The 14903-nt window shown below is 38.4% G+C and carries 14 protein-coding genes; 11 read left to right on the plus strand and 3 right to left on the minus strand.

The genetic code is table 11. The features are described 5' to 3' along the window. Nucleotides 1–57: 57 nt before the first annotated feature. From mutY to nikC, 8 genes are all read left to right on the plus strand, one after another. A complete protein-coding gene (gene mutY / locus DDE80_RS04945) occupies nucleotides 58–1059 on the plus strand; it encodes an A/G-specific adenine glycosylase (RefSeq protein ID WP_108306565.1) in 1002 nt (333 codons plus the stop codon). An 84-nt stretch (nucleotides 1060–1143) separates the two neighbouring features. Further along, a complete protein-coding gene (gene ntdP / locus DDE80_RS04950; RefSeq protein WP_108306566.1) occupies nucleotides 1144–1692 on the plus strand; it encodes a nucleoside tri-diphosphate phosphatase in 549 nt (182 codons plus the stop codon). Nucleotides 1693–1835: 143 nt separating this feature from the next. Then, on the plus strand, nucleotides 1836–3584 hold the full coding sequence (locus tag DDE80_RS04955; protein WP_108306567.1) for an ABC transporter ATP-binding protein: 1749 nt from the start codon (nucleotides 1836–1838) through the stop codon (nucleotides 3582–3584). 140 nt (nucleotides 3585–3724) lie between these two features. Next, nucleotides 3725–4720, plus strand: coding sequence for an ABC transporter ATP-binding protein (locus DDE80_RS04960; RefSeq protein WP_108306568.1), 996 nt, complete (start codon nucleotides 3725–3727; stop codon nucleotides 4718–4720). Then, nucleotides 4717–5694, plus strand: coding sequence for an ABC transporter ATP-binding protein (locus tag DDE80_RS04965; protein ID WP_108306569.1), 978 nt, complete (start codon nucleotides 4717–4719; stop codon nucleotides 5692–5694). Before DDE80_RS04960 ends, DDE80_RS04965 begins: the two co-directional genes overlap by 4 nt. Before the next feature lie 25 nt (nucleotides 5695–5719). After that, complete coding sequence (locus tag DDE80_RS04970) at nucleotides 5720–7333, plus strand: ABC transporter substrate-binding protein (RefSeq protein ID WP_427901795.1); 1614 nt, start codon at nucleotides 5720–5722, stop codon at nucleotides 7331–7333. An 84-nt stretch (nucleotides 7334–7417) separates the two neighbouring features. Continuing rightward, entirely contained in the window at nucleotides 7418–8422 is a 1005-nt protein-coding gene (locus DDE80_RS04975) for an ABC transporter permease (protein ID WP_108306570.1), read from the plus strand. A gap of 13 nt (nucleotides 8423–8435) precedes the next feature. Next, nucleotides 8436–9323 carry a nickel transporter permease gene (gene nikC, locus DDE80_RS04980; protein ID WP_108306571.1) on the plus strand — a complete coding sequence of 296 codons (888 nt, stop codon included), beginning with the start codon at nucleotides 8436–8438 and terminating at the stop codon, nucleotides 9321–9323. A gap of 68 nt (nucleotides 9324–9391) precedes the next feature. Here nikC and DDE80_RS04985 read toward each other — a convergent pair whose 3' ends face one another. Both DDE80_RS04985 and DDE80_RS04990 read right to left on the minus strand, forming a co-directional pair. Then, nucleotides 9392–10480 (minus strand): FUSC family protein, encoded by a 1089-nt coding sequence (locus tag DDE80_RS04985; protein WP_108306572.1) that lies wholly within the window; start codon nucleotides 10478–10480, stop codon nucleotides 9392–9394. A gap of 84 nt (nucleotides 10481–10564) precedes the next feature. Then, complete coding sequence (locus DDE80_RS04990; RefSeq protein WP_108306573.1) at nucleotides 10565–11851, minus strand: glutamate-1-semialdehyde 2,1-aminomutase; 1287 nt, start codon at nucleotides 11849–11851, stop codon at nucleotides 10565–10567. 124 nt (nucleotides 11852–11975) lie between these two features. On the opposite strand from DDE80_RS04990, the gene bcp reads away from it, so the two are divergent. Continuing rightward, entirely contained in the window at nucleotides 11976–12434 is a 459-nt protein-coding gene (bcp, locus tag DDE80_RS04995) for a thioredoxin-dependent thiol peroxidase (protein ID WP_108306574.1), read from the plus strand. 114 nt (nucleotides 12435–12548) lie between these two features. Beyond that, complete coding sequence (perR, locus tag DDE80_RS05000; RefSeq protein WP_108306581.1) at nucleotides 12549–12995, plus strand: peroxide-responsive transcriptional repressor PerR; 447 nt, start codon at nucleotides 12549–12551, stop codon at nucleotides 12993–12995. A 54-nt stretch (nucleotides 12996–13049) separates the two neighbouring features. On the opposite strand, the gene DDE80_RS05005 is transcribed toward perR, so the two are convergent. Next, complete coding sequence (locus tag DDE80_RS05005; protein WP_108306575.1) at nucleotides 13050–13394, minus strand: YgzB family protein; 345 nt, start codon at nucleotides 13392–13394, stop codon at nucleotides 13050–13052. A 307-nt stretch (nucleotides 13395–13701) separates the two neighbouring features. On the opposite strand from DDE80_RS05005, the gene DDE80_RS05010 reads away from it, so the two are divergent. Next, on the plus strand, nucleotides 13702–14574 hold the full coding sequence (locus tag DDE80_RS05010) for a nucleotidyltransferase-like protein (protein ID WP_108306576.1): 873 nt from the start codon (nucleotides 13702–13704) through the stop codon (nucleotides 14572–14574). Nucleotides 14575–14903 lie beyond the last annotated feature (329 nt).

A 14903-nucleotide genomic window follows, 5' to 3' on the forward strand; every position in this document is an offset into this window, starting at 1 on the left:
TACATATATTGTATACTCTTTTCCTATTAAATTAAATGATTTACAACGGAGGTTACAATGAATTACCCTTATAAGCAACAATTTAAAGAAGCTTTAGTGACTTGGTTTAGTGAAGAGCAACGAGATTTACCTTGGCGTAAGACACGTGATCCTTATAAAATTTGGGTATCCGAAATTATGTTGCAACAAACGAGAGTGGATACAGTAATTCCGTACTACGAACGCTTTATGATGAGCTTTCCTACAATAGAAGCATTGGCTAATGCAGATGAAGAAGAAGTATTAAAGCATTGGGAGGGGTTAGGTTATTACTCACGCGCCCGTAATTTGCAAGCTGCAGTGCGCGAAGTATCTGAAAACTACGGAGGTATTGTACCAAATACACGCCATGATATTGCTAAATTAAAAGGAGTAGGACCTTACACAGCAGGAGCTGTATTGAGTATTGCTTACGGTGTGCCAGAGCACGCAGTCGATGGCAACGTGATGCGCGTCTTAAGCCGGGTGCTTAATATACGTGAGGATATTAGTAAGCCTAAAACGAAAAAGATATTTGAGGATGCTGTAATGGCACTCATTGACGAAGCTAATCCTTCTTATTTTAATCAAGGATTAATGGAACTAGGTGCATTAATTTGTACTAAAGGTAAACCAAGTTGCTTGTTGTGCCCTGTACGTGAGTTTTGCCTTGGTTTTGAAGCGGGTGACCCTGAGGTATTACCGATTAAAACAAAGAAAACTAAAGTAAAGGCATTAAATTACGATGTTGTCGTACATCGACGTGGTGCTACGTATTTTGTACAGCAACGTGCAGCAGATGGATTACTCGCTAATTTATGGCAGTTCCCTATGTATGAGAGCTACAAAACTGGAGAGCCCTTAGTAAACTTTAAGCATGTGTTCTCCCATTTGGTTTGGCATATTGAGAGTTATCTTACAACTGAACTGCCTGTCCAACAAGAAGGGAAATGGTTAACACTTGAAGAAATTGAGCGTTTGCCAATGCCTGTACCAATGCTAAAAGTGCTCGATGCTGTGAAGAAACAAGTAGAATTGTGAACTTCTCCCTACACCTTTACTGCAAGGATTGCTATAATTGAACATGAAGTATAAAAAGAGTGCAACAGTAAAGGTGGGCGTTTTATGGCAATACCAATAGAAGGAGAAACGGTACAAATTCACAGTTACAAGCACAACGGTCATATCCACCGTGTATGGCAAGAGACGATGATTTTAAAAGGTACAAAAAACGTCGTGATTGGTGCTAATGAACGTACACTTGTAACCGAATCTGACGGACGCACCTGGCTAACAAGAGAGCCTTCTATTTGTTATTTTCATGCGGAACATTGGTTTAATGTCATTTGTATGTTGCGAGAAGACGGCGTGTATTACTACTGTAATTTAAGCTCGCCGTTTGTTTTTGATAATGATGCGATTAAGTATATCGATTATGATTTGGATATTAAAGTTTTTCCTAATATGACATACACATTATTAGATGAAGATGAGTATGAACAACATAAAAGAGAAATGGCGTATCCAAATGTAATTGATAAAATTTTAAAGCGCAACGTAGACAAACTAATTAGTTGGATTGAACAAAAAAGAGGACCTTTTGCGCCAGATTTTATTGATGTGTGGACGAGCCGCTATCGTTTACAGCGTGAGATTAAAGAGAATATGGAATAAAAACATTCGTCTCTCGAGTAGAGGCGAATGTTTTTTTATTTCGTTGTTTATGCAAGATAGTTATGCTTTAGGTAATTTTTTGGTATAATGGAATGTACGGCATTTATGCGATGCCCATTTTTATATACTAAGGTCGTGAAAAATTGGATAATATCAAACGCTATATGCGTTTTGTTAAACCGTATACATGGGAAGTTGTCGTGACAATTATCGTCGGTATTGTAAAATTTGCTATCCCATTATTTATTCCGCTACTTATTAAAATTGTTATTGATGATATTATAGGTGCTACGGATTTGACAAGCGCAGAAAAAACAACACAATTATTTTGGTGGCTAGGTGGAACGATTTTCGTGTTCTTTGTTATCCGTCCTCCTATTGAATATTTCCGTCAATATTTAGCGCAGCATGTCAGCAATAAAGTGCTCTATGATATACGGCGCGAAATACATGAGCATTTGCAAAAGCTAAGTTTACGCTTTTATGCCAATTCACGAACAGGCGATATTATTTCGCGCACAATTAATGATGTAGAACAAACAAAAAATTTCGTTGTTACAGGACTTATGAATGTTTGGCTCGATTTAGCGACAATTATTATTGCTGTTTGTATTATGCTAACGCTTAATGTTGAGTTAACTATTGTTGCGCTTATTGTGTTTCCGTTTTATGCGCTAAGTGTGCGTTACTTTTTTGGGAAATTGCGCGCATTAACACGTGAGCGCTCTAAGTCATTAGCGAGTGTACAAAGTTATTTACATGAGCGCGTAGCAGGCATGAGCGTTATTAAAAGTTTTACATTAGAAGAGCGAGAACAACAAAATTTTGCTAAAGTAAATGGTGAGTTTTTAGATGCTTCACTTACACAAACACGGTGGAATGCTAAATCATTCGCTGTAGTTAATACAATTACAGATGTAGCGCCTCTATTAGTAATAGGTTACGCGGGCTACCAAGTCATTAACGGACAGCTATCTGTTGGTACGATGGTAGCGTTTATTGCGTATATTGAACGTCTTTATAGCCCGTTGCGTCGTTTAGTAAGTGCTTCAACAACATTAACACAGGCCATTGCATCAATGGACCGTATGTTTGAGTTAATGGATGAGCCTCATGAAATCCAAGATAAAAAAGGCGCGCACGAGTTAACGCGCGCACGAGGCGATATTGCATTTGAGCATGTGAGCTTTAAGTATGATCCAGATGGCAGCGAAATTTTGCATGACGTTAACTTTACTGTTAACGCAGGAGAAACTGTAGCTTTTGTCGGAATGAGTGGCGGTGGTAAATCAACTATTGTTAATTTAATTCCACGCTTTTATGAAGTGTCTGAAGGCGCAGTGTGTATTGATGGTAAAGATGTGAGAGATATTACAATCCAATCTTTACGTGCACAAATTGGCTTAGTGCTACAAGATACCATTTTATTTAGTGATACGATTCGCGAAAATATTTTAATGGGTCGCCCTGATGCCAATGAAGAGCAGATGATTGCAGCAGCTAAAGCAGCCAACGCTCATGATTTTATTATGAGCTTGCCACAAGGGTACGACACTACTGTTGGAGAACGAGGTGTGAAACTATCAGGTGGTCAAAAGCAACGCGTTGCCATTGCACGTGTATTTTTAAAAAATCCTGCTATTCTCGTGTTAGACGAGGCGACATCTGCGCTTGATTTAGAAAGTGAAGCATTAATTCAAGAGTCGGTAGAGCGACTAGCAGCAGATCGAACGACGATTATTATTGCTCATCGCTTGTCGACGATTACTCATGCGGATCGTATTATCGTTATTTCACATGGGGAGATTGTAGAGCAAGGAACACATCAGCAACTACTTCATCAACAAGGTGCATATTATGATTTATACAAAATTCAAGATTTAACGATATAAACTAGCTACGCATAATGCGGGCTAGTTTTTTTTATGAAAAAATAAAAGTGAACAAATTATGAAAAAATATAGAAAACACTGAAAACTTAGTATATTATGATTGTTAAGCAGATTTTATTGTTTTGATAGGGGCGGAGCAAATGAGTGAGAGAAAAAAAGTGCTAGACATAATAAATCTTGAGACAACATTTTTCACAGATGATGGTGCTGTCCCAGCTGTAGATCATATTAGCTTTACTATGTATGAAGGAGAGATACTAGGGATTGTAGGTGAATCTGGAAGTGGAAAGAGCGTTACTTCACTATCGATTATGCGCTTAATTCCAAGCCCACCTGGCAAGATTACTGATGGGCAAATTTTGTTTGAGGACCGAGATATTGTGATGCTAACAGATAAGGAGATGCGTCATGTTCGAGGTAAGGATATCGCCATGATTTTTCAAGAACCTATGACATCGCTAAATCCCTTATTTACAATAGGTAACCAATTGATCGAAGCTATTCGGATTCATCATAAAAAGTGGTCACGGCAACAAATGAAAGCGCGTGCAATTGAAATTTTAACTTTAGTAGGCTTGCCGAGAGCGGAGTCACTATTAAAAGATTATCCCCACCAGCTGTCAGGAGGAATGCGGCAACGTGTCATGATTGCAATGGCTTTAGTATGCAATCCTAAAGTATTAATTGCAGATGAGCCGACAACAGCACTAGATGTAACTATTCAAGCACAAATTTTACAGTTAATGAAAAACTTAAACGAACAGCTCAATACAGCTGTTCTGCTCATTACGCACGACCTAGGTGTAGTTGCAGAAACATGTGAACGCGTAATTGTAATGTATGCAGGGCAAATTGTGGAAGAAGCGAGTGTACAAGACTTATTTCATCGTCCTGCTCATCCTTATACACAAGGGTTGCTGCAATCTGTTCCTGATATGCGTTTTAAAAAGGATGCTCTTTACTCCATACCAGGGAATGTACCAAAGCCAGGTACTATAGAGGTCGGCTGTCGCTTTGCAGATCGCTGTCAGTTTGTAATGTCACGTTGTACAGAAGAAACTCCAAAACTATATCTTTCGAAAGAAGGGCAGAAAGCGCGTTGTTTCTTAGTTGAACCTGCGGAGGTGACAATATGAAAAGACCACTTATTAAAGTAGACAATTTACAAAAACATTTCCCTGTTCATTCAGGTATGTTAGGACGTAAAACAGGGGTTATAAAAGCAGTAGACGGAGTAAGTTTTGAAGTTTATGAAGGGGAAACATTAGGTATTGTAGGGGAGTCAGGGTGTGGCAAATCTACAACAGGAAGGCTCATTATGCGTTTGCTTGACTATACAGACGGCAGTATCGAAATCAATGGGCAACAAATTAGCAAACTTTCTAAACAAGAGATGCGGGTTATGCGTAGAGATATTCAAATGGTGTTTCAAGATCCTTATGCTTCGCTTAATCCGCGCCATACTATTGGAAAAATTTTAGAAGAACCTTTAATTGTGCATGGGTTAGGTAATGCAAAAGAACGTAAAGTTAAAGTTTCGGAATTTTTAAACATTGTAGGGTTGAGCGATTATCATAGTAGTCGTTATCCTCATCAGTTTAGTGGTGGGCAGCGGCAACGGATAGGGATTGCAAGAGCATTAATGACGAATCCCAAACTAATTATCGCGGATGAGCCTGTATCAGCGCTCGATGTATCAATCCAAGCTCAAGTGCTAAATCTTATGCAGAAGCTTCAAAAAGATTTAGGGCTTACTTATATATTTATTGCGCATGATCTCGGGGTAGTACGTCATATTAGTAATCGTGTTGGCGTGATGTATTTAGGCAAAATGGTTGAGCTCGCGGTAAGTGAACTGCTTTATGAAGAACCACTACATCCTTATACACAAGCTTTATTAGCATCTGTACCAGTGCCTGATCCTAATTTCTCAAGAGAAATAACACTACTCGAGGGGGATATTCCAAGCGCATCTGATCCACCTAGTGGTTGCGCATTTCATACGCGTTGTCCATTTAAAATGGATCGCTGTGTACAACAAGTACCACAAATGATAACGGTAAAACCAGGTCATTCTGTCGCCTGTCATTTATATGACAGAACGCAATGATATAGATAACAAAGGAGGGGTTAGTTTGAATAAAAAAGTAATGAGAAGGTTAGGGCTATTAGCAATTTTAGCTTTGACGATGATGTTAGCTGCATGTGGAGATAAGGGGAAAGAAACAGGTAGTGACAAAGATGGTTCATCAGATGGTACCGCTAATGGCGAAGGAGGCGGCACGTTAGTCTTTGGTCGTGGCGGTGATTCTGTTGCACTTGACCCTGCTATTGTAACAGATGGTGAATCATATAAGGTACTTGTAAATGTCACTGAAACTTTAGTAGATTTCGGTAAAGACAATATGGAGTTAAATCCGTTGTTAGCAGAGTCTTGGGAGAAAAGTGATGACGGACTAACATACACTTTTAAATTAAAGCAAGGTGTTAAATTCCATGATGATACAGACTTCAATGCAGAAGCTGTTGTAAAAAACGTAGAGCGTTGGAAAAATGGCGATGATAAATTTGCGTATTATCACTCACAGTTTCGTTTAGATGAAAAGGATGTTATTGAATCCGTAACAGCGGAAGATGAACATACGGTTGTCTTTAAACTAAGTACTCCGCAAGCACCATTTTTACGTAATATTGCGATGTCAGCGTTTGCTATGCTAAGTCCAACAGCTTTTGAAGCAGACGAAAAGAAAATGGCAGAAGCACCAGTAGGTACAGGACCATTTAAATTTGTAGAATGGAAGCGTAATGATGCTATTACAATTGAGAAGTTTGACGGTTATCATGTTGAAGGTTTACCTAAGCTAGATAAGATTATTTATCGTGCAATACCAGATAATTCAGCACGTTTAAATGAATTATCAGCTGGTAGTATTGATGTAGCAGATGGTATTAATCCATCAGATGCGGCAGGTGTTAAAGGTAATGATCAACTTCAATTAATCGAGCGCCCATCAATGAATGTCGGCTATTTTGGTTTAACTGTTTCACGCAAACCATTTGACGATAAGTTAGTGCGTCAAGCTGCAAACTATGCTGTGGATAAACAAGCAATTGTAGATGCTTTTTTTGAAGGATATGCGGAAGTAGCTAATACGCCACTACCACCGGTATTAGAAGCTCATAATTCAGATATTAAAGGCTATGGTTATAATCCGGAAAAAGCGAAGGAATTATTAAAAGAAGCAGGCTATAATGGTGAGGAATTTGAACTATGGGCGATGCCAGTACCACGACCATATATGCCGGATGGGCAAAAAATTGCAGAAGCTATTCAAAAAAACTTTGAAGATGTAGGATTGAAGGCTAAAATTGTATCTTTTGAGTGGGCAACTTATTTAGAGAAAGCAACTGCAGGCGACGCGGACTCATTCTTATTAGGGTGGACAGGTGATAATGGTGATGCCGATAATTTCCTTTATACATTATTAGATGAAGATAATATTGGTAGCAATAACTACACATTTTATAAAAATGATGAATTGCATAAACTATTAACAGATGCACAGACTGAAGTAGATGAAGCTAAGCGTAATGAGATGTACAAGAAAGCACAAGAAATAATTCATGAGGACGCACCGTGGATTCCGCTAGCACACTCAACGCCATTACTTGCGGCAACAGCGAAGGTAAGCAACTACGTAGCACATCCAACTAGCTCAGATAAATTGTTAGAAGTAGAGCTGAAATGATAAAAAGAAGGAAGGGAAGCCTCCCTTCCTTCTTTTATTGTATAGGAGTTGCCAACAACAAGAATTTATAAAGAGGTGAGGAGTATGCTTCACTATATTGGAAAACGATTATTACAATTAATCCCTGTCTTGTTCGGAATGTCATTTATCGTATTTCTTATGATTCGTGCTATTCCTGGTGATCCCGCTCAAGTAATATTGGGACAACAAGCAACTGTAGAAGCGAAAGCGGCATTGCGCGCCAGTTTAGGATTAGATAACCCTTGGTATGTACAATATTTTGATTACCTAGGTGGTATTTTAACGGGAGATTTAGGTGATTCAATCCGTACTAAAGTACCGATAACAGAAGAGATTTACCCTTATCTTGCAGCAACAGCAGAGTTAGCTATTTTCGCGATGATTATTGCGATTGTTATTGGTGTTAATGCAGGTATTATTTCAGCTTGGTTTCAAAATTCTTGGTTTGATTATATGGCAATGGTTATTGCGCTAATTGGCGTATCAGTACCGATATTTTGGCTAGGGCTTATGGGACAGTGGGCATTTGGTACAGAACTAGGTTGGCTACCCATTTCTGGTCGAGGCGATGTAAGGGATCCCGTTACTAGCATTACGCACTTTTATTTAATTGACACATTAATACAAGGACGTTTCGATCAGTTTATTACGACAATAAGGCATCTAATTTTACCTGGTGTTGCTTTAGCTACTATTCCAATGGCAATTATTGCACGTATGACTCGTTCAAGTATGTTAGAAGTAATGCGCTCAGACTATGTGCGTACAGCGCGGGCCAAAGGGCAAAAAATGTTTATCGTAGTGTATAAGCACGCATTAAAAAATGCCATTATTCCGGTATTAACTGTAATTGGTTTACAGTCGGGTATGCTCCTAGGTGGCGCAATTTTAACAGAGACGATATTTAGCTGGCCAGGTGTTGGGCGTTATGTCTATGATGCAATTGGTTTTCGAGACTATCCTGTAATTCAATCTGGTGTACTTATTATAGCGTTTTTATTCGTCATGATTAATTTGGTGGTAGATATTCTATATAGTGCGATCGATCCGCGCATCAAGTATAAATGAGGAGGGATGACGAATGTCTGAAGCAATTGTAACACCTAAGAAGCAAGTGAAAGAGCGTAAGTCTGGGCCTTGGCGAGATGGTTGGCGTAGCTTCAAGAAAAATAAAATTGCTCTCATTGGCGCAATGCTCGTATTATTTTTTGTGAGCTTAGCGATATTTGGCCCCCTGCTCGCACCTCAAGGTATCAATGAACAAATGCTTGCGAATAAGCTGCAGCCACCTTCTGCAGAGCATTGGTTTGGTACGGATGATTTAGGCAGAGATGTTTATTCACGTGTTATTTTAGGTGCGCGCATCTCACTATTGGTAGGGTTTCTATCTGTAATTGCCTCTGCAATTGTAGGAAGCTTTCTAGGTATTATGGCGGGCTATTATGGACGTTGGATAGATACTATAATTTCTCGTTTATTCGATATTTTATTAGCATTTCCGAGTATTTTGTTAGCGATTGCAATTGTAGCGGTACTAGGGCCATCCTTACAAAATGCTTTAATTGCGATTGCCATTATTAACGTGCCTAATTTTGGTCGGCTTATTCGTTCAAGGGTACTTAGCATTAAAGAGGAGGAGTATATTACAGCAGCAAAAGCGATTGGCATGTCAGATCGTCGTATTTTATTTTCACATATTTTGCCTAATGCAATGACTCCTATTATTGTACAAGGTACACTAGCTATTGCTACAGCTATTATTGAAGCAGCAGCTTTAGGTTTTTTAGGATTAGGTGCTCAACCACCGCAACCGGAATGGGGTAAAATGTTAGCGGATGCTCGCAGCTATTTCATTACTGCTCCATGGACAATGATTTTCCCGGGACTATCTATTATGTTAGTAGTATTAGGCTTTAATCTAATGGGAGATGGCTTAAGGGATGCTTTTGATCCTAAAATGAAAAATTAGTTACCATATTTAGTGAAATGACCTGTACTGAATAAAGCAAACAGTACAGGTCATTTTAATTTATTTTTTTAATATACTTCATCTTCAAGTTCTAAGTTGATTTCTTCACCATGATAATTTTGATAAGCAACGATTAATGTATCGAGGTGTTCTAAATTTTCTTCATAGTCTAAAATGCGCGATAAAATATAAAGTAAATGATAACTAGAGAACTCTGTCTCTTCCTCCTCATAAGCAATTGAGATTTGTTTGATAAAAATGTCCATTAACTCTGTACGCTGAATATAATCTGTTTTCTCGTACCACTCGCTATGCTCAGGCTTTAGTTTGCCCGTATATTTTAGCAGCAATTGTTCGTGGTAAGTGAGCAAAAAATCAAGACGCTCTTGAATCATTAAATGAAACTGTTCGGGAAGTTGAGCAATTTCGTTTTCGTGCTTATGCAGTCGTTGTAAAAGCTCTAAACTTTTTTTAGATGTAGTAATCATTTGGCGATAGACAACGAGTTTTCGTGCCTTGACATATTTCTTATGCTTAAAATAACTGCGTTCTTCTTTATAAAAGCCATAAAAGGTTTCTACACGGTTCATACGTTCTTTAAATTTAGCGAGTGCTGCTTTGGTTGAAGTGTGTTCAGAAGCTTGGCGAATCGCGAGGCGTGTCCAACGAATAATGTCATCTTGCAAAAAATAAATTTTTTTAAATAGCTTCGTTTCATAGCGAGGCGGGATAAAAATCAAATTAACGACAAATGCGGCGAGCACACCCACTAAAATAGTAGCGAAACGAATGAGGGCGAATGTTAAAAAGTCGTCGCTCTGCACTTCCATAATGGCTACGACGGTTACGAGTGCTAAAGATAGTGATTTTTCTAACCCGAATTTCAGCATTAAACTAATCGTTAAAATAACAGCGATACCGATTGCTACAATTTGGTGACCAAATACTAAACTGAAAATAACAGCAATTGTAGCACCGATCAAGTTCGCTTGCATTTGTTCAATAATCGTTAAATATGAACGATAGATGGAAGGTTGAATGGCAAAAATTGCGGCGATTCCTGCAAAAATAGGAGATGGTAAATTAAAAAGTTCTGCTAAAAACAAAGCAAATACAATAGCAACTCCTGTTTTAAGAACGCGAGCACCTAATTTCATACGGTTAATCCTCTCTGTGCAATGATTACTGTAAATGTAACGTAAAATAAGAGTAGCGGTCAACCGAAGTTAACCGCTACCAAATTATAATTGTGAGAAGGCGTAATCTACGGCTCTCAGTGTTTCGTTAATATCTTCTTCGGTATGTTCTGTCGTTAAAAACCAAGCTTCATAGCGTGAAGGCGCTAAGTTAACACCTTGTTGTAACATCAGTTTAAAGAAGCGACCAAAAATTTCGCCATCTGAGTTTTCAGCTTGCTCGTAGTTTTCGACAACTTCATCTGTAAAGTAAACCGCGAGTGCACCTTTAACACGGTTAACGCTAACTGTAACGCCATGCTTTTTAGCTAGCGCTACAACGCCGTCCCCTAAAATTTTGCCGAGGCGATCCATTTCTTCATAGATGCCAGGTGTTTGTAATACTTCTAGACAAGCGATACCTGCTTGCATTGAAGCAGGGTTGCCAGCCATTGTACCAGCTTGGTAAGCCGGACCGAGTGGAGCAACAGTATCCATAATTTCTTTACGGCCACCGTAAGCACCAATAGGTAGACCGCCACCAATGACTTTACCAAGCGCTGTTAAATCAGGCGTTAAGCCAAGTAAAGTTTGCGCAGCACCATAGTGGAAGCGGAAAGCTGTAATGACTTCATCATGAATCGTTAGTGCTCCGTATTCCTTCGCTAGCTCGTGAACTAGCTCAAGGAAGCCTTTGTTAGGCTCGACAATACCGAAGTTGCCAACGATTGGTTCGATTAAAATTGCAGCCAATTCATTACCCCATTTTTTCATAGCAGCTTTAAATGCCTCTGGGTCATTAAAAGGTACTGTTAAAACTTCAGCTGCTGTTTCCTTCGTTACACCTGCTGAGTCAGGTGTGCCAAGTGTCGCAGGACCAGAGCCAGCGGCAACTAATACTAAGTCAAAGTGACCGTGGTAGCAACCTGCAAATTTCATGATTTTTGTGCGCCCTGTATAAGCCCGAGCGACACGAATTGTTGTCATTACAGCTTCAGTACCTGAATTGTTAAAGCGTACTTTATCCATTGATGGGATAGCTTCTTTTAACATTTTAGCAAACTTCACTTCATGCGTTGTAGCTGTACCAAATAATGTACCTGTCGTTGCTGCGCGTGTAATAGCTTCTGCAATATGTGGGTGTGCATGCCCTGTGACGATAGGACCGTAAGCTGCTAAGTAATCAATATAACGATTGCCATCTATATCATAAAAGTAAGCGCCCTCGCCACGCTCCATTGCTACAGGGGCACCGCCACCGACAGCACGATATGAACGTGATGGACTGTTAACACCACCAACAATATGTTTTTGTGCTTCTTCATATAAAGCTTCTGATTTAGTAAAATTCATGCTAATTCCTCCTAGTTATAACTCTCTTCTATTGTAGACGTAATAAAACAAATTCGCCAAACAATTTGAATGTCAGTGTAATTGTTGGCATAGTTAAAGTAGAATAAGTAAGGAGGAAAATGAAATGAAAAAATTAGCACCAAATTTTACGTTAAATAATCAAAATGGTCAGCCTGTTAGCTTACATGACTTTTTAGGAAAGAATGTTGTTTTATACTTTTATCCTAAGGACATGACACCAGGTTGTACGACGCAAGCTTGTAATTTTCGAGACGACAGTGCGCAGTATGGTGAGTACGATGCTGTAATCTTAGGCGTTAGTGCAGATGATGAGGCACGCCATACAAAGTTTATTGAAAAGCACGCGTTACCATTTACTTTGTTAGCTGATACGACACATGAAGTTTGTGAGCAATACGGTGTGTGGGTGCTTAAAAAAATGTTTGGCAAAGAATATTATGGGATTGAGCGCTCAACTTTTCTAATTGATAAAGAGGGCAATATTGTTGAGGAGTGGCGTAAAGTAAAAGTGAAAAATCACAGTGACGAAGTATTGACAGCTTTACGTGAATTAAACGCTTAAGTGTGCGCTTGGCTATACCCCCCGTAGTTAAAAGTTGACAGCTAATGACACAGTCAGCTAAACTAATTATAACGATTATAAAATAGTAATTGCTATGAAGAGAGGTGTATGGCGATGTCTGAATTGCATTTAACTGAAGCGTTAGACACGCTAAAACAAGCAGGAATCCGTATCACCCCACAGCGCCATGCGATTTTAGAGTATATGATTCAATTTATGTCACACCCAACAGCTGATGAGATTTATAAAGCTTTGGAAGATAAATTTCCAAATATGAGTGTGGCTACAGTATATAATAATTTACGCGTGTTTAAAGATGCGGGGCTAATTAAAGAGTTAAACTACGGGGATGCTTCAAGTCGTTTTGATTTTGTTACGCATGATCATTATCACATTATGTGTGAAGATTGCGGCAAAATCGTAGACTTCCAGTATCCTGGTCTAGATGAGATTGAACATTGTGCTTCTCAAGTAACAGGCTTCCAAGTAAATTCTCACCGTCTTGAATTATACGGTACGTGCCCAGCTTGTTTAGCAGCTAAACAAAAGGTATCAAGTTAATTAAGTAAACCCCATTACCAACAGATTGACGTCGGTAATGGGGTTTTCGTATACTTACGACTTTTTGTTGTAAGATTGATCAAAATCTTTACCTTCAAGTGTAGGATCTAAGGTAAGTGGCTCATTGCAATACATACACATATCTACGCGACCTAGAACTTTTGTATGTTTGCCACAGTTAGGACAGGCTACTTGTACTGCCCGAGTAGAAAGTAGTCCAATCCATAAGTACACAGCTGTACTAGCGAAGATGCATAGTAGGCCAAGTGACATGAAAATCACAACTAGCCAAGGGTTTTCTCTAAAAAAGATTGCGCCATACATTACGACGAAACCGATAAAAATGAGTGAGAGCGCGAATGAACGTATTTTATTGATTTTACTATTATATTTTTTCATACATATTAAGCCTCCAGTCTAAAGTTTACTATAACATAAAAGGCTTGTGAACTACTCACCACATTAGCTAAATCCGATGATTTTTAACGTTCGAATTAGGAACTACTTGACGATAGCGTCTACTTACAGTGGCCAAGCTTAAATAGCCTAATCAATTGTCACACTAGAGTCTCCCACTCCAATCAAATGGTAAGGTCGATAAGTGGTGAGAGAGTTCAAGCTTAAATTGAGTTAAAAAGAAGGGAAATATGAAGGTTTGTCGAAAGTAGCTCTATAGTAATTAAAGGATAAGGAGCGTTAATTTAAAATGGATCACTTATTAAGACCAATTTACCAAGAACGCATCGAAAAAGCGAAAACATTAGGTATTATCCAATATGATATAAAAGAAAATGAGAGTAATATTACGGATACATTTGATTCGATATTGCTTATCGTTGTTAAAAAAGCAAAAGCCCCTATTGTAACGAAACATTACATACTTGGAGAGCAAAAAGTAGCGACACATATTGTAACAGAAAAAATGTTGCGTAAATGGTTACAAAATGGTTCCAATCGTAAAGTAATAAGCTGGGTACTGTTTGGGGAGATTTTATTTGAACGTGAAGATTATTTGCAAAATTTACGTTTACAGATGCAAACATTCCCTTACAACGGACGTAATGTGAAGACAGGCATTCAGTTTGCCAAATTAATTCGACGTTATTTAGAAGGAAAAGAACAATACGCCAAAGGTAACTATTTAGACGCTTATATTCATGTGCTGTCATCTGTACATCATTTAGGACGCCTTTCTGTTATCGATAGTGGAGGATATCCCGAAGTGTCGATTTGGTCGCAAGTAAAAGAAATTGAACCAGCAATCTATAAATTGTATGAAGAACTAGTGCTAAGTGAAGAGTCATTACCTAAAAGGTTAGAATTATTATTTTTAGCGAGTGAATTTTTCATTCATTCACGAACGGAAGACGGCGCTGCGCATATTATAGAAGTTATGAAAGCTCAAGAGTACTGGAAAATTCAAGAGCTACATGAACATCCAGAGTTAGAATTTTATTCTAAGGACTTAGAAGTGTTTGTGGAATACTTAATTCAAAATGAATATATTATAGTAGAACCCTTCATCTCTAAAAGTGGAGAAGTTATGCACCGTTATTACAAAGTAAATCCGTTAAAATAAAACAATGGTAGCCATATAATAGGAAGAAAGGTTTGTTCAAGCCACAATCTATCTTAAAAACAAATCTTTTTTTCTATTTCTGTTGACAATTACAATGAATATGGGTTATGATTCTATTTGTCGTTAGGGCAATGACTTAACGAAAAGAAATAAAAAAGAGTGTTGACAACAAACAACACTTAGTGTTATTATAAAAAAAGTCGCTGAAACAAGCGACGCAAACATGAACCTTGAAAACTGAACAAGCAAAACGTTAATCAATAAATCGTTTCATTAAATTGAAACAAAATTTTGGACATCAAAATTGATGCCAGCAACATGAGCTTAAT

The sequence above is a fragment of the Metalysinibacillus jejuensis genome, from assembly GCF_003057615.1.
GTDB lineage: Bacteria > Bacillota > Bacilli > Bacillales_A > Planococcaceae > Metalysinibacillus > Metalysinibacillus jejuensis.